Source organism: Streptomyces sp. NPDC032721, from assembly GCF_055579625.1.
This window is the reverse complement of sequence record NZ_JBVIMX010000005.1, coordinates 148,913-162,309: the sequence shown is the minus strand read 5'-3', so window position 1 is coordinate 162,309 and position 13,397 is coordinate 148,913. Positions and strand designations below refer to the sequence as shown.

The window sequence follows — 13,397 nt, the reverse complement described above, 5'->3', positions numbered from 1 at the left end:
TGTACGTGGCTCCTGCACGGAGGGGAAGAGCCGTACCTGCCCCGCCCGGCGGTCCTACAGTGGGGCGGGACGGGCCCGGCGAGCACGGTTCGGCGCGGCGCCGAGAAGGACAACGCGGCGAAGCCGAAGGGGGAGGGCGGGCGGTGGGTGAGGCGGCATGGCCGGTCCGGCTGTCACCCCGGGCAGCCCAAGTGATCACCGAACTGCCCCCGCACGCCAAGGAGATGGTCGTGGACGTGCTCGGCCTCGCCGCACTGTCCCCGTGGGGCTTCGCCCAGTGGAACCCGGTCGATCCGGAGGGCGAGGACGTGCGTTCCGCGGCCGTCGGACAGCTCACCGTCGTCTACTGGGTCAACCGCGCCGCCCGTCGACTGTCCGTCCTCGACGTCGTCTGGTCCGGCTGACCGCGGCTACGGTGGGCACGTCCCCGGATGCGGAAGGGCGCGGCGGCCCCGCCTACTGGGACACGGCCGGTCCCACCGGCCTCCCGCACCGGGTGTCCGGCCCGTCAGAAGGGTTTCCGCCATGCTCCGAGTCCGTGTCCGCCGTACCTCAGCCGCGGTCGCCGTCGCCGTCATCGCGGGCAGTCTCCTGCTCGCACCCGGAGCGACGGCCGACCCCGCCGCCCCGCGCCCGGACCGGTGCGAGGCCCTCCAGCGGGATGTCGACGCCTACCGGCGCGGCGAGATCCAGTACTTCGTCGACCCCACCCCGGCCTGGAGGGCGCAGGCGGAGCGGTACGGCTGCTCCGTCTGCGGCCTCTGACAACCCCGGGCCGTCGGTGCTACGCGGGCAGCCGGTTCGGGTGGGACATCCGCCGTGCCGCGCGCAGCAGCCCCTGGATCTGCGGCCCCGCCTGATCGGCGGCGGTCACGGGGGTGGGGAACGCGAGCCGGACGTCGGTGTGCGACCGAGGGCACTCCAGCCGCAGCGTGATGCCGTACCGGTCCATCGCCAGCGGCATGACCCGGGTCGGCTTGACGGCCTTCGGAGTGCGCACCAGGCGCAGCAGCAGCGGGACCAACTCGGCGTGCGAGTCGAGGAGGTGGGTCAGCATCCCCGCCTCGCAGCCCGCCAGCGGATCCGGAGCGATCTCCTCCAGCTCCTCCAGGGTGACGTAGGCACGCCCGTCCTCGTCCTCGATGACCGCCTGCCCGAACTCCATGCAGGTGCTCTCGTCGGACTCGGACACCTGGTACGGGCCGGTGAGCAGCCCGGTCACGGTGACCCGCGCACGGACGCGGTCGCGTACCGGCGTGGGCGCGATGTCCGTGAACTCCAGCCGGACCGGGATGCGTTGGGCGTCCGGATCGGGCGGCAGGTGCGGGGTCGGCGCGTGCACGTGGACGCGGCTCATGACCCCCGTCCCGTCGAGCCTGCGCACTTCCGTGTGCAGGCCGTCACTGACGACCGTCATCGAATGCGCGGCGGCCAGGACGGACCGGACGCGCTCGGCGCTGGTCGGCTGCTGGGCACGGGAGCGGGGCAGACGCATGCGGAATCTCCATGAGGGCGGCGGTGGGGGACACCAGGCTCGGCGACTTAGGTAAGCCTAACCTAATGCATCCGCGGGTGGTTCGGGTGGACCCGGAAGGATGTAATTCCGGGTCTCTGCCGGATCCCCGGCACCCATGTCGTCCCTCAGCGCCGCCTCACGGCCGGCGCCCGGTGGCCCCCAACACCCGGTGCAGCAGCGGCGCGTCGGGCGCGACCTCGACCGGAGGTCCCCACAGCCCTTCGACCGGCGCTTCTTCGACGAAGGAGGCCACATGGTCGTAGCAGTCGCGCAGGGTCTGCTCGGGCAGTTCGAAGGGCTGGCCGGTGGCGCGGGCGAGATCCCAGCCGTGCACCACCACTTCGGTCAGGGCGATCCGCCCCCACAGTGAACTGGGCAGTTCGAACCCCACCCCGGCATCGCCCATGCCCTCCCACGCGGCGGGGTCGTCCCAGGCCTCACCGAGCTCCCGTACGCTTCCGGCCAGCTCGGCACGCCAGCCGGTGCCCAGGTTCGCGGAGTTCGGCGGAGTGGGGGGCGTCGCCCCCGAAATGCGGTCGTGGCGGGCCACCGCCGTGAATGCCCGCGAGAATCCGGCGACATGGTCGATCAGGTCGCCGACGTCGTACTTGTCGCAGGGCGTGGGATCACCCAGCTGCCCGTCGCGCACACCCGCCAGTACGTCATTGAGCCGTCGGCAGGCCGGTTTCAGGTCGATCACGGGTCCTCCTCGGTACGCGTCCGCGCACGTCCACGTCTTCGCGTGTCGCGGTCCACAAGGGCAGACCGAGGAGGAACCCGGAACTCATCGCTACTCGAAGCGCGAAGTGTCGCCCGCCCCCCGGCGCACGATCTCGGCCTCGCCGCCGGAGAAGTCCACGACGGTGGTCGGCACCGTGCCGCAGTCCCCGGAGTCGATCACCGCGTCCACCACGTGGTCGAGACGCTCCTTGATCTCCCATCCCTGCGTCATCGGCTCCTCCTGGTCGGGCAGGAGCAGCGTGCTGGACACGAGCGGCTCACCGAGCTCGGCGAGCAGGGCCTGCGCGACGACGTGCTCGGGAATCCGTACGCCCACCGTCTTCTTCTTGGGGTGCAGCAGCTGGCGCGGCACCTCCTTCGTGGCGGGCAGGATGAAGGTGTAACTCCCGGGAGTGGCCGCCTTGATGGCGCGGAACACCTTGTTGTCGAGCTGCACGAACTGGCCTAGCTGCGCGAAGTCGTGGCACACGAGGGTGAAGTGGTGCCGGTCGTCGAGATCACGGATCGTCCGGATCCGGCCGATGCCGTCGCGGTTGCCGAGCTGGCAGCCCAGCGCGTAACAGGAGTCCGTCGGATACGCGACCAGCGCACCGGTACGGATGCTGTCCGCCACGCTCTTGATGGTCCGCGGCTGGGGGTTTTCGGGGTGTACGTCGAAGTACTTCGCCATTTGCCGAGTCTAGGCGATCACCGTACGGCGACGGCGGCGGCCACGACGGCGGGCCCCGGCGCCGGAAACAAGGCACGGCCGCACCCACGGCCACAGCGGTCAACTGGCACGATGAAGCCGCGCACGCACGCCCCGCGCCTCGACCCGCCCGACCCCAGGAGCGCCTTCCGTGTTCGACCCCGCCGCCACGCACCCGTACCCCGACAGCGAAAGCACGGACGGCACGCCCCCGCCGCACGCACTCCTCACCCCCGTGCTCGGCCTCCTGGGCACCTGGCACGGCCGGGGCGCGGGCGAGTACCCGACCCTCGCCGAGGGATTCTCGTACGCACAGGAGATCACCTTCAGCCACGACGGCCGGCCCTTCCTCCGGTACGAGTCCCGGGCCTGGCTCGTCGACGCCGAGGGCACCGTGCTGCGCCCCTCCGCCCGGGAGAGCGGCTGGTGGCGGCTGCAGGTGGACTGCCGGGTCGAGGCGCTCGTCACCCAGCCCACCGGGATCGCGGAGATCCTGGTCGGCGGGGCGGAGGGCCGCACGGTCGACCTCACCACCCATCAGGTGGCCCTCGCCCCCACGGCCAAACAGGTCGATGCCACCCGTCGCCGCTACACCCTCACCGACGACGGCACGCTCGACTTCACGCACGACCTCGCGGCGGTCGGCCAGCCCCTCCAGCACCACCTCGCGGCGCGTTTCCGGCGCCGGGCGTAGCGGACCGGCCGGCACCGGGCGTCGACAGCCCCGGCCCTCCACGGCACCAGCCGTCTACCGCACCGCCACCCTCTCCGCCACCGGGTCCGCGTCCAGCTCCCGCCCCTTGGTCTCCGGCGTTGCCACCGCCATCCACGCCATCGCGAGCAGTACCGCCACCGCCAGCACCCCGAAGGTCCACGGCAGCCCCAGTAGCGGCCACATCACCGAACCGAACAGCAGCGGCGCGAACCCGGTCAGGGAACGGCTCACCGAGGAGGCCCAGCCGAACCCGCTCGCCCGCAGGGGAGTGGGGTACAGCTCCGAGACGTACGCGTACAGCGCCGGGATCGCCAGCTGGATCAGGAAGCCGAACACGGCGATCGCCACCAGCGGCGCGGTCTCCCGCTCCCGTACCAGCGCGAAGGCCACCAGCGCGAACGTCGCCAGCGGAGCCGTCACCCCGATCAGCCACTTGCGGCCGACCACGTCCACCAGCGCGGTCGAGACGACCACACCGAGGATGCCGACGGCACTCATCAGCGTCGTCCCGGTGAACGCGGCCGTGTCGCCGTGCCCCTCGGTCTTGAGGATGGTCGGCATCCAGCTCAGCGCCGCGTAGTAGACGAGCATGATCGTGGCGAACATCAGCCAGACCGCCGAGGTGATCCTCGGGCTGAACCCCCAGATCAGCCGCAGCTGTTCGGCCGCCGCCGCGAGTCCCTTCGTGCGGGGTCCCTCGGCCGGGCGCGGAACGGCGTACTCCTCGGGGGTGGCGCCCGTACGGGTGACCAGGTCGTCGATGACCGCCCTGGCCTCGCGCTCGCGCCCCTTCTCGGACAGGTAGACGGGCGACTCGGGGACACCTCGGCGCACCCAGAACAGCAGCAGTGCGGGCAGTGTCATCGTGAGCAGCATCCACCGCCAGTTCCCGTGCAGCGGCAGCATCGCCGTCGACACCAGCCCGCACAGGGTGACCCCGATCGGCCACCACAGATCGAGCGCGGTGAGGATCCGCCCCCGGTACTTGCGCGGCGAGAACTCGCTGACCAGCGCGTAGTCCACCGGAATGCAGCCGCCGAGGCCGATGCCCGCCAGGAAGCGCAGCAGCAGGAAGATCCAGTACGTCGGCGACAGCGCGCCCAACACGGAGAACACCGCGAAGATCAGCAACGTCACGCTGAACGCCTTCTTGCGGCCGATCCGGTCCGCCACCGAACCCCAGGCGACGGCGCCGACCGCCATTCCGACGAGGTTCGCGGTGGCGACGAGCCCGCGCTCGCCGAGGGTGAGGCCGAACTCCGTGCCGACCAGCGGCATCAGGAAGCCGTTCAGGGCGATGTCGTACGCGTCGAAGAGGTAGCCGAGGCCACCGATGACGAACACCTTGCCCTGGACACCCCACCTCCAGGGCAGTTCCTGGACGATCTGGTCGCCAGACTTCACGGTCGCTCCATGAGAAGAGAGGGGAGGGCGGCGGGCGGTGCAGGTGCCCGCACTGTCGGAACGACTTGTTCCGCAGCGATGCATCCTGCCCCAGAGCTACCCGTGCGGCCCAACGGAGGGCCCGCGACCCGCGAGAACCCCGGTCCCACCGGTCCCACCGTGGGGCGACCGAGGCTCCGTCACGCCCCCGGCTGAGCCCCCGCTGTCCCGCCCTCCCCGGCCCGCGCCATGATCTCGGCGACGACCTCGGTCTTCGCGTCGGCGTAGTTCTGCATGAACCGCCAGTCCTGGGACGCCAGCCGCAGCTTCGTCCGCTGGTAGAGGTCGCGGTCTGCCGGATGGGCGCGCAGCCGGTCGCGGAAGCGGAGCATGCGCGCGGTCTCGGGGCAGTCGGGCGGGAAGACGTGCAGATTGGCCTGGGGGAGTACGTCAGCGAGCCCGGACTTCTTCAGCACCCGGTGCTCGTACCAGTCGGGTTCGCGAATGGCGAGGCGGTATCCGAGTGCACCGAGCGCGGGTACGTAGGAGTCCTCGTCGGCCGGGTCCGCGACCACGAGCACCATGTCGAGTACGGGTTTGGCGGCCAGACCGGGTACGGACGTCGACCCCGCGTGGAACAGCCCGACCGCGTCGGGCAGCGCCTTCGCGAGGTGCGCGGCCTCCTGCTCGTACACCAGGGGCCAGGCGGGATCGTAGGGGGCGATCGTGATCTGTCCGGCGAGGACCTCGGGCGTACCGAGGGTGGCGGCGCGGATCGCCTCCTCGGACATGGCGGCCGAACCGTCGGACGGGTCGGTCATGTGTTCCTCCGTGCGGGGAGTCGGGGCGGGGCGTCGAGCCAGGGGCGGCAGAAGAGCCAACCAGGATACGAGAGGCCCCCATTGGCCCTGCCCCACCCGGCGGCCGGCCGCCCTTCCGGTGAGACTGGACGGGACCACGCCCCCGCCACCGGACCACCCGGGAGACACCCGTGAGCCACGCCCGCCCCCACCGCATCCAGGTGCGCAGGATCTACGATCCCCCCGAGCCGGACGACGGGCAGCGGATCCTGGTGGACCGGCTCTGGCCCCGAGGCGTCTCCAAGACCGACGCGCACCTGGACGAATGGCTCAAGGACGTCACCCCGTCGACCGACCTGCGCCACTGGTTCCACAGCAACAGGGACTCCTTCGAGGAGTTCACCCGCCGTTACGAGGCCGAACTCGCGGCCCCCGAGGCCGCCCGCGCCCTCACCCGTCTGCGGGAGCTGGCCGCCCGGGGACCGCTCACGATGCTGACCGCGTCGAAGGATCCGGACCACAGCCACACCACGGTGCTCATGCGTCAGCTGTGACCCGTGTCCGCTCAGCGGCGGCCGAGCCCCCGGTCCAGGGCCCGCATCAGTTCGCCGTCCGAGGTGTCGCCGTCCAGCGACCAGACCATCGCGCCGCCCAGCCCACGGGCCCGTACGTAGGCGGCCTTGGTGGCCAGGACGATGGGGTCGTCGTACGTCCACATGGTCGAACCGTCGAAGATCCAGGCGTGACCGCGCAGCAGATCGCGGTGGACCTTGAACCTGCCCTCCTCGACGAGGGGCTTGAGCTCCTTGTAGTCCGCGTACCCGGCCGCCCACTTGGCGGGGGCGGGGCCGGTGGCGGGCTTACCGAGGCCGTTTCCGCCGCCGGTGACGCCGGTCCAGCCCTGCCCGTAGAACGGCATGCCCACGACCAGCTTGCGGGCGGGTGCGCCGCGCTTGAGCCAGGACTCGACCGTGCCGTGGACGCTGAAGTCGCCCGGGGCGAAGAGGGCGGACTGCTGGGCCGTCTTCTTCTCGCCGCTGACGTGGAAGTCGTAACCCTGGAGGTTGACGAAGTCGAAGTCCTTCATGATCTTGCGGACCTCGAAGCCCGCGTCGATCTTCGCGTCGGCGGTCGGCACGAACGCGGACAGCTCGTAGTGCTTGCGCTTCTGCTTGCCGTACGCGTCGAGCTGGGTGCGGAACTCCCGTACCAGAGCGGTGAAGTTCTGCTTGTCCTCGGGGCGGTAGACGGTGTCGGTGTCGCCCTCGGAGCCCGGCCACTCCCAGTCGATGTCGATGCCGTCGAACACTCCGGCCGCGGCTCCTTCGCCGCCGCGTGCCCCGTCCTTGGGCAGGTTGCCCTTGATGTACAGGTCGATGCAGGAGGAGACGAGGGCCTTGCGGGAGGCGGGGGTGAGGGCGGCGTCCGAGAAGTTCGTCGACCAGCTCCAACCGCCCAGCGAGATCAGGGCTTTGAGGCCCTTGTGCTTGGCCTTGAGCTCGCGCAGCTGGTTGAAGTTCCCGGCCAGGGCCTGGGTGTCGGTGTCGGCGGTCCCGTCGACGGAGGTCGCGGCGTCCAGCGGGCGCTGGTAGTCGGCCCACGGGTCGCTCTCGCCCGGCTGCGGGGTGAGGAAGCACTTGCCGGACTTGTCGACGTTGCCGAAGGCGTAGTTGAGGTGGGTGAGGCGGGCGGCCGTACCGCTGGTGTCCAGGTCCTTGACCTGGAAGTTGCGGCCGTACACGCCCCACTGGGTGAAGTACCCGATCCGTTTGAGGGAGGAGCCGGGGGAGGAGGAAGGGGAGGAGTCGTGGCCCGCATCCTGCTGCGAAGCAGTGGGCGCGGGGGCGGGCGCGGCGCTCGCGGCGGGCGCGAGAGTGGCGAGGAGCGAAGTGACGCAGGCGGCGGCGACGAGGGCCGACCCTTTCAGAAGTCTTCGACGCATGCGTGGACGCTATTGGTCTGGACCATCCAGGGTCAAGGGGTGTTCATGAGGCGGTCGGGTCGCCAGTAGTGCCGCGTAGCGGTCGAGGTCGATGTTGCCGCCGCTGATGATCACGCCGATCCGCTGCCCGCGCAGCCGGGCCGCCTGCTCGCGGACGGCGGCGAACCCCAGACAGCCGGTGGGCTCGGCCACGATCTTCATGTACGTGGCGAAGTCCCGCATGGTGTCGACGAGTTGGGCATCGCTGACGGTGAGGATGTCGGTGACCTCGCGGCGGATGACGTCGAACGTCCAGGTGCCCAGGTGCTGGGTCTGCGCGCCGTCGGCGATGGTCCGCGGGGTGTCGATGTGCACGATGGCCCCTTGGCGGAGGGACTGCCGGCCGTCGTTGCCGGCCTCGGGCTCGACACCGTAGAGCCGGCAGTCCGGCGACAGGCTGCGCGCCGCCAGCGACGACCCCGACAGCAGACCGCCTCCGCCCAACGGCACGAACAGGGCGTCGAGTTCACCGACCTCCTCGAAGAGCTCGACGGCCGCGGTGCCCTGACCCGCGATCACCTGCGGGTGGTCGTACGGAGGGATCAGTGTGAGCCCGTGCTCGGCGGCCAGTGCCCGGCCGATCTCCTCCCGGTCCTCGGTGTAGCGGTCGTACGTGACGACCTGGCCGCCGTAGCCCTTGGTCGCGGCGACCTTCGAGGCGGGCGCGTCGTGCGGCATCACGATCGTGGCCGGAATGCCGAGGAGCCGCGCGGCCAGCGAGACCGCCTGGGCGTGGTTGCCGGAGGAGTAGGTCACCACCCCGGCCCGCCGCCGGCCGGGGTCGAACTGCGAGAGCGCGTTGAACGCGCCGCGGAACTTGAAGGCCCCCATGCGCTGGAAGTTCTCGCACTTGAACACGACGTCGGCGCCGAGCTGTTCGTTGATCAGCCGCGAGCGCAGCACCGGAGTGCGATGGGCGTGTCCTGCGATGCGGGCGGCGGCCGCCCGGACGTCGTCGTACGTGGGTGACTGAAGCATCCACCGATTCTGGCGTGCCGGGAGCGAGGGGCACCAGGGCGCCGCTCCCGGACGGTCACCGGCGCACCGGCGCTTCCCCCGCTACGGTGCCCCCCTCTGCCACAGGACCCACAGGCCCCACTGGCCCCGCCGGCTCTGCCTTGGGCTTGGGCGCCGCGCCGTCGGACACCGGCTCTCCGGCCTGCGGCGTCGCGTCAGCGGCCGGGGCGGTACGTCCCCGGGCCCCGGCGATCAGTACGGCCGCCAGGCCCAGCCCCGCCCACAGGGTGAGGGCCAGCTGGGCCGCACCCGAGGCAGCACCGTCGAAGAAGGACACCGACCTGAGCAGCGTGCCGCCCGCACCCGGAGGCAGCAGCTGCCCGAGGGCCCCGGCGGGGGAGGGCAGCAGCTCGGGGGCGCTCGTCACCCCGGAGAAGGGGTTGCCCAGCAGCACCATCAGCAGCCCGCCGAGCGCGGTCCCCGCACGTCCCAGGAGCGCTGCCAGGCCCGCGATCGACGCCGAAATGGCCAGCACCGTCAGACCGAGGACACCCGCCTCCGCCCACCAGTTCCCGGTGAGAACGCCCAGCCAGCTGTGCGCGAGCGCCGTCGCCACCAGGGCGACCAGCGCGGACGCGCCGGTCAGTACGAGGACGGCGCGCGCACCGCGCAGCTTCAGCAAGGTCACCACGACCCCGGCGGCGACCCCCGCCAGCGCCAGCGGCAGGAGGCTCGCCCCGAGCGCACTGCCCCGGGGGTCAGCGGACGGTGCCGCCACCACGTCGGTCACCTGGGGCCGCGGCCCGGCCGGGGCCTGGGCGGTCGCCGCGTCCCGCAGCAACTGGGCGACGACCGGACTCGCGGCGGTCGCGGTGAGTACCTCCGCGCCCTTCGGGGTGGCCACGGCCGCGCCGTACACCTCCCGGTTCTCGATCGCGGTGCGGGCGCTCGCGGCGTCGGGATAGCGGTGCACCTCGAAGGCGCCCTGCCGCTGCTCGAAGCCGTGCTGGAGCCGTTCGGCCGCCGCGACGGGGCCCGCGACCCCGACCGGGAGCTCGCGCGGGGCGATGCGGGCGGCCGGCCAGGCGAACGCCCACAGGGCGAGGGCCGCCACGACGGGAGCCAGGAGGAGTGCCGCGAGAGTGCGGCGGGAGAGTGAGAGCTGGGTGGGCATGGTGCCCCTCGATTCCCAAAGAGAAGGAGCGTTCGTTTTACCTTTTCTCCATGGTGACCCTCTGGGCTTACTTGTCAAGAAGGAACGTTCGTTTTAAGTTGTGGACATGGCTCGCGTATCCCAGGAACACCTCGATGCCCGCCGTCGCCAGATCCTGGACGGCGCGACCCGCTGCTTCGCCCGTTCCGGCTTCCATGCGGCCTCCATGCAGGACGTACTGCGCGAGATCGGCCTCTCGCCCGGCGCTGTCTACCGGTACTTCAGCGGCAAGGACGAGCTGATCCTGGCCATCGCCGCAGAGGTGTTCGCCGAGGTGCGCGCCGCCTTCGAGGCCGCTGCCGAGCAGGACCCGCCGCCGCTGCCGCACGAACTGCTGGCAGGGGTGGTCGGCCAGGTCGTGTCGTCCCGCGGCGGACCGCGGGCCGAGGACCGCGCGGCGTTCCCCGGGCTGGTCCTCCAGGTGTGGGCGGAGACCCTGCGCGACGAACGGCTGCAGGCGCTGCTGCGGCAGGGCTACGCCGATATGCGCGGCATCTGGGTGCGGCTCGTCGAGAGCTATCGGGAGGCCGGGCTGATGTCCGCCGACGTACCGGCCGACCACGTGGCGCGCACGATGCTCGCGGTGGCCCAGGGCTTCATCGCACAGCAGGCGCTGTTCGGGGAGGCGTCGCCCGAGGTGCTGCGGGACGGGCTGGACGCGCTGACGTCGATGAAGCGGTCGCCGGCGTAGTCCGCAGGCGCCCTTCCCGTGTCCCCGGTTGCCCTAGTTGCTGTTGAGGAGATCCTCGACCTCCGCCGCGTAGAGCAGGGCCGGGTCGAAGCCCATTCCGGCGAAGTGGCCCGAGAGTTCCAGGGAGAGCGCGCCGTGCAGCCGGGTCCAGAAGGACAGTGCCCGGTGGAGGACCTCGGTCGGGGCGGGGTGGCCCTCCGCCCACTCCCGGTGGTCGTCGAGGTGGGCGGTGAGGGCGGCCGCGGCACTCGTGCGGGCGCGGGCCACGCCGGAAGCGGAACCGCTGCCGGGCGCTGACGCAGCTGCCTCCGCCTCCGCCTCCGCCTCTGCCTCCGCCGCTGCGGCGAAGGTGTCCAGCAGTGTCTTCATGACCTCGGCCGAGATCGCCGTCGTGTCCTCGGGGGCGTGGTACCCGGGCACGGGCGTGCCGTAGATCAGCAGGTACCGGTGGGGGTCGTCCAAGGCCCACCGGCGCAGCGCGTGAGCCAGCGCGGCCGGATCGGCGCCGGATTCGGCGGCCTCCCGCAGGGTGTCGGCGAGGCTCCGGTACGCGTCCCTGATCAGCTCCGTGATGAGGTCGTCGCGGCTGGCGAAGTACCGGTAGAGCGCGGGACCGCTCATGCCCATCTGCTTGGCGATCGCATTCAGCGAGAGCGCCGACGCGCCCGCCGACGCGATCTGCTCCCAGGCGCGCTTCTTGACCTCGGCGCGCACCTGGATGCGGTACCGCTCGCGCGGGGTCCGCGTACTCGCACCGGAATCCGTCATGGACTGCCACCTGCCTCTTTCGTGCCCGTAAAGCTACGGACTCAAGATTTAGTTAGAGGTTATCACCGGAGCTCTTGACGGACCCTTCTCGCAACCGTTAGAACTTATAACGAACACGAGAGCACATCACTCGATGTGCAGTGCAGCGGAGGTCGTCATGAACGCCGAAGGACTCGTCGAGATCGTTCTGCCGGGCGAGGTCGAGCCGGAAGGGCTGGTCGTCCGGCACGGAACCGTCCCTGTTGCGGGGCCGCGCCAAGTCCTCGTACGGATGGAGGCGACCGGGGTCTCCTTCGCCGAGCAGCAGATGCGCCGCGGTCGGTACTACGACCAGCCGCCCTTCCCGTTCGTCCCGGGTTACGACGTGGTCGGCACGGTCCAGCAGACCGGCGAGGGCGTCGATCCCTGCCTGACCGGCACGCGGGTCGCGGCACTCGTCAAGGTGGGCGGCTGGGCCAGCCACGTACTGGTCGACGCGGCCGACACGGTTCCGGTGCCCGACGGCGTCGACGCGGCGGACGCGGAGACCCTCGTGGTCAACGGCATCACCGCCTGGCAGATGCTGCACCGCAAGGCACGCGTCCGCAAGGGACAGACGATCCTGGTGCACGGCGCCAACGGCGGCGTCGGCACGGTCCTGGTCCAACTTGCCCTGGCCATGGGCGTACGGGTCATCGGCACCGCGTCCGCCCGCCACCACGACGCGCTGCGGGAACGGGGGGTCGAGCCCGTCGACTACCGCGGCGACGACCTTCCGGCACGGGTCCGCGCACTCGCGCCCGGCGGCGTGGACGCGGTCTTCGACCACGTGGGCGGCCGGAGCGTCGTCGACTCCTGGCGGCTCCTCGCGCCCGGCGGCACGCTCGTCTCGTACGGCAGCGCCTCCACCCGGGACGACCGGGGCTCCAAGCAGCTGCCGGTGCTCAAGATCCTCGGCCGGGTGTGGTGGTGGAACACGGCGCCCAACGGCCGCCGGGCGTACTTCTTCAACGTCTGGGCCGGCCGCGCCCTCTCCAAGAACCGGTTCCGCAACCGGCTGCGCGCCGACCTCACGCAGGTCTTCGCGGCCCTCCAGCGCGGGGACGTCAGCGCGCAGATCGCGGACCGGCTCCCGCTCGCCCGCATCGCGGACGCCATGCGGCTGGCGGAGTCCGGCACGGTCGCGGGAAAGATCGTGCTCCACCCGTAGCCCGACCACACCTCAGACGCGGACCTCAAGCACCCCACCCAGCCCACTCCTCACCCACGCACCCCTCACGAGAGGACCCACCATGCCCCGCACCCGTACCACCCTGACGACCGGACTGACACTCGCGCTCTCGCTCGCCCTGGCCGGCGGCGCCGTGAGCACCGCGCCCGGAGCTGTCGCTGCCGAGGCCTCCCCTCGGGCCGCCCACCACCACACCCCGTCCGAGCCCACCTGCCGGGGCGAGGGCGTCGACCCCACCGCCCGCATCCGCTACGAGTCCGACATCCTGATCAAGGCCCCGCTGGAAACCGTCTTCAAGCTCCAGACCGACGTGCGACGCTGGCCCGCCTGGCAGGAGTCCGTCAAGAGCATGGAGCGCCTCGACCAGGGCCGCCTGCGCAGGGGTTCGCAGTTCCGGTGGACCACGCCCGCACCGCCGACCCCCACCACACCCGCCACCACCATGGAGATCACCTCCACGGTCCAGCAGCTCAAGCCGGGCTCCTGCATCCTGTGGAGCGGACCGGCCGTCGGGGAGGGCGCGCGCATCGACGAGGGCGTCCACCTGTGGACCTTCAAGAAGGTCAGGGGCGGGGTACGCGTCCGTACGGTGGAAACGTGGAGCGGCGAGCAGGTCGAATCGCTGCCGAACGCGACCGAACTGCTCGGCCAGGGGCTGGAGGCCTGGCTGCGCGACCTGAAGGCGGCGGCCGAAGCCCGCACCACGGCACCCGGGCGGGCCGGGAGCTGACCAC

Annotated in this window: 16 protein-coding genes; 7 read left to right on the top strand and 9 right to left on the bottom strand. The window is 71.4% G+C overall.

Annotated elements, in window-relative coordinates; translation table 11 throughout:
• Window positions 1-143: 143 nt before the first annotated feature.
• Window positions 144-404, top strand: a complete 261-nt coding sequence (locus ACZ5PB_RS13150; RefSeq protein ID WP_468690548.1) for a hypothetical protein — start codon at window positions 144-146, stop codon at window positions 402-404.
• Between the two features lie 121 nt (window positions 405-525).
• On the top strand, window positions 526-765 hold the full coding sequence (locus ACZ5PB_RS13145; protein WP_468690546.1) for a hypothetical protein: 240 nt from the start codon (window positions 526-528) through the stop codon (window positions 763-765).
• Window positions 766-784: 19 nt separating this feature from the next.
• Here the strand turns inward: ACZ5PB_RS13145 and ACZ5PB_RS13140 are convergent, their stop codons facing one another.
• From ACZ5PB_RS13140 to ACZ5PB_RS13130, 3 genes are all read right to left on the bottom strand, one after another.
• On the bottom strand, window positions 785-1,495 hold the full coding sequence (locus ACZ5PB_RS13140) for a DUF2470 domain-containing protein (RefSeq protein WP_468690545.1): 711 nt from the start codon (window positions 1,493-1,495) through the stop codon (window positions 785-787).
• Between the two features lie 157 nt (window positions 1,496-1,652).
• Window positions 1,653-2,216, bottom strand: a complete 564-nt coding sequence (locus ACZ5PB_RS13135; RefSeq protein WP_468690543.1) for a TIGR03086 family metal-binding protein — start codon at window positions 2,214-2,216, stop codon at window positions 1,653-1,655.
• Between the two features lie 90 nt (window positions 2,217-2,306).
• Entirely contained in the window at window positions 2,307-2,927 is a 621-nt protein-coding gene (locus ACZ5PB_RS13130) for an L-threonylcarbamoyladenylate synthase (RefSeq protein ID WP_468690542.1), read from the bottom strand.
• Between the two features lie 169 nt (window positions 2,928-3,096).
• Here ACZ5PB_RS13130 and ACZ5PB_RS13125 point away from each other — a divergent pair, with 169 nt between their 5' ends.
• A complete protein-coding gene (locus ACZ5PB_RS13125) occupies window positions 3,097-3,639 on the top strand; it encodes a nitrobindin family protein (RefSeq protein ID WP_468690541.1) in 543 nt (180 codons plus the stop codon).
• A 54-nt stretch (window positions 3,640-3,693) separates the two neighbouring features.
• On the opposite strand, the gene ACZ5PB_RS13120 is transcribed toward ACZ5PB_RS13125, so the two are convergent.
• Together ACZ5PB_RS13120 and ACZ5PB_RS13115 are read right to left on the bottom strand one after the other, a co-directional pair.
• On the bottom strand, window positions 3,694-5,064 hold the full coding sequence (locus ACZ5PB_RS13120) for an MFS transporter (RefSeq protein WP_468690540.1): 1,371 nt from the start codon (window positions 5,062-5,064) through the stop codon (window positions 3,694-3,696).
• Window positions 5,065-5,243: 179 nt separating this feature from the next.
• Window positions 5,244-5,864 (bottom strand): GrpB family protein, encoded by a 621-nt coding sequence (locus ACZ5PB_RS13115; RefSeq protein ID WP_468690539.1) that lies wholly within the window; start codon window positions 5,862-5,864, stop codon window positions 5,244-5,246.
• 170 nt (window positions 5,865-6,034) lie between these two features.
• Between ACZ5PB_RS13115 and ACZ5PB_RS13110 the strand changes: the two genes are divergently transcribed.
• Entirely contained in the window at window positions 6,035-6,397 is a 363-nt protein-coding gene (locus ACZ5PB_RS13110) for a DUF488 domain-containing protein (RefSeq protein ID WP_468690537.1), read from the top strand.
• 11 nt (window positions 6,398-6,408) lie between these two features.
• On the opposite strand, the gene ACZ5PB_RS13105 is transcribed toward ACZ5PB_RS13110, so the two are convergent.
• From ACZ5PB_RS13105 to ACZ5PB_RS13095, 3 genes are read right to left on the bottom strand one after another with little or no spacing between them, the layout of a single operon-like run.
• Window positions 6,409-7,785, bottom strand: a complete 1,377-nt coding sequence (locus tag ACZ5PB_RS13105; RefSeq protein ID WP_468690536.1) for a glycoside hydrolase family 18 protein — start codon at window positions 7,783-7,785, stop codon at window positions 6,409-6,411.
• Between the two features lie 9 nt (window positions 7,786-7,794).
• Window positions 7,795-8,802, bottom strand: coding sequence for a threo-3-hydroxy-L-aspartate ammonia-lyase (locus tag ACZ5PB_RS13100; RefSeq protein ID WP_468690535.1), 1,008 nt, complete (start codon window positions 8,800-8,802; stop codon window positions 7,795-7,797).
• A 55-nt stretch (window positions 8,803-8,857) separates the two neighbouring features.
• Window positions 8,858-9,955 carry an ABC transporter permease gene (locus tag ACZ5PB_RS13095; protein WP_468690533.1) on the bottom strand — a complete coding sequence of 366 codons (1,098 nt, stop codon included), beginning with the start codon at window positions 9,953-9,955 and terminating at the stop codon, window positions 8,858-8,860.
• Window positions 9,956-10,061: 106 nt separating this feature from the next.
• Between ACZ5PB_RS13095 and ACZ5PB_RS13090 the strand changes: the two genes are divergently transcribed.
• Window positions 10,062-10,685 carry a TetR/AcrR family transcriptional regulator gene (locus ACZ5PB_RS13090; protein WP_468690531.1) on the top strand — a complete coding sequence of 208 codons (624 nt, stop codon included), beginning with the start codon at window positions 10,062-10,064 and terminating at the stop codon, window positions 10,683-10,685.
• A 33-nt stretch (window positions 10,686-10,718) separates the two neighbouring features.
• Here the strand turns inward: ACZ5PB_RS13090 and ACZ5PB_RS13085 are convergent, their stop codons facing one another.
• Window positions 10,719-11,453, bottom strand: a complete 735-nt coding sequence (locus ACZ5PB_RS13085) for a TetR/AcrR family transcriptional regulator (RefSeq protein ID WP_468690529.1) — start codon at window positions 11,451-11,453, stop codon at window positions 10,719-10,721.
• Between the two features lie 157 nt (window positions 11,454-11,610).
• Here ACZ5PB_RS13085 and ACZ5PB_RS13080 point away from each other — a divergent pair, with 157 nt between their 5' ends.
• Window positions 11,611-12,642: a medium chain dehydrogenase/reductase family protein gene (locus ACZ5PB_RS13080; RefSeq protein ID WP_468690526.1), complete on the top strand. Its 1,032-nt coding sequence runs from the start codon at window positions 11,611-11,613 to the stop codon at window positions 12,640-12,642.
• Between the two features lie 82 nt (window positions 12,643-12,724).
• Complete coding sequence (locus ACZ5PB_RS13075; protein WP_468690523.1) at window positions 12,725-13,393, top strand: SRPBCC family protein; 669 nt, start codon at window positions 12,725-12,727, stop codon at window positions 13,391-13,393.
• The last annotated feature ends 4 nt before the right edge of the window (window positions 13,394-13,397 follow it).

Excerpts from the sequence above, each read along its gene's own strand:
- ACZ5PB_RS13145 (WP_468690546.1), top strand. The coding sequence starts at position 526 with ATGCTCCGAGTCCGTGTCCGCCGTACCTCAGCCGCGGTCGCCGTCGCC.
- ACZ5PB_RS13140 (WP_468690545.1), bottom strand. The coding sequence starts at position 1,495 with ATGCGTCTGCCCCGCTCCCGTGCCCAGCAGCCGACCAGCGCCGAGCGC.
- ACZ5PB_RS13130 (WP_468690542.1), bottom strand. The coding sequence starts at position 2,927 with ATGGCGAAGTACTTCGACGTACACCCCGAAAACCCCCAGCCGCGGACC.
- ACZ5PB_RS13115 (WP_468690539.1), bottom strand. The coding sequence starts at position 5,864 with ATGACCGACCCGTCCGACGGTTCGGCCGCCATGTCCGAGGAGGCGATC.
- ACZ5PB_RS13105 (WP_468690536.1), bottom strand. The coding sequence starts at position 7,785 with ATGCGTCGAAGACTTCTGAAAGGGTCGGCCCTCGTCGCCGCCGCCTGC.
- ACZ5PB_RS13100 (WP_468690535.1), bottom strand. The coding sequence starts at position 8,802 with ATGCTTCAGTCACCCACGTACGACGACGTCCGGGCGGCCGCCGCCCGC.
- ACZ5PB_RS13095 (WP_468690533.1), bottom strand. The coding sequence starts at position 9,955 with ATGCCCACCCAGCTCTCACTCTCCCGCCGCACTCTCGCGGCACTCCTC.
- ACZ5PB_RS13090 (WP_468690531.1), top strand. The coding sequence starts at position 10,062 with ATGGCTCGCGTATCCCAGGAACACCTCGATGCCCGCCGTCGCCAGATC.
- ACZ5PB_RS13085 (WP_468690529.1), bottom strand. The coding sequence starts at position 11,453 with ATGACGGATTCCGGTGCGAGTACGCGGACCCCGCGCGAGCGGTACCGC.
- ACZ5PB_RS13080 (WP_468690526.1), top strand. The coding sequence starts at position 11,611 with ATGAACGCCGAAGGACTCGTCGAGATCGTTCTGCCGGGCGAGGTCGAG.
- ACZ5PB_RS13075 (WP_468690523.1), top strand. The coding sequence starts at position 12,725 with ATGCCCCGCACCCGTACCACCCTGACGACCGGACTGACACTCGCGCTC.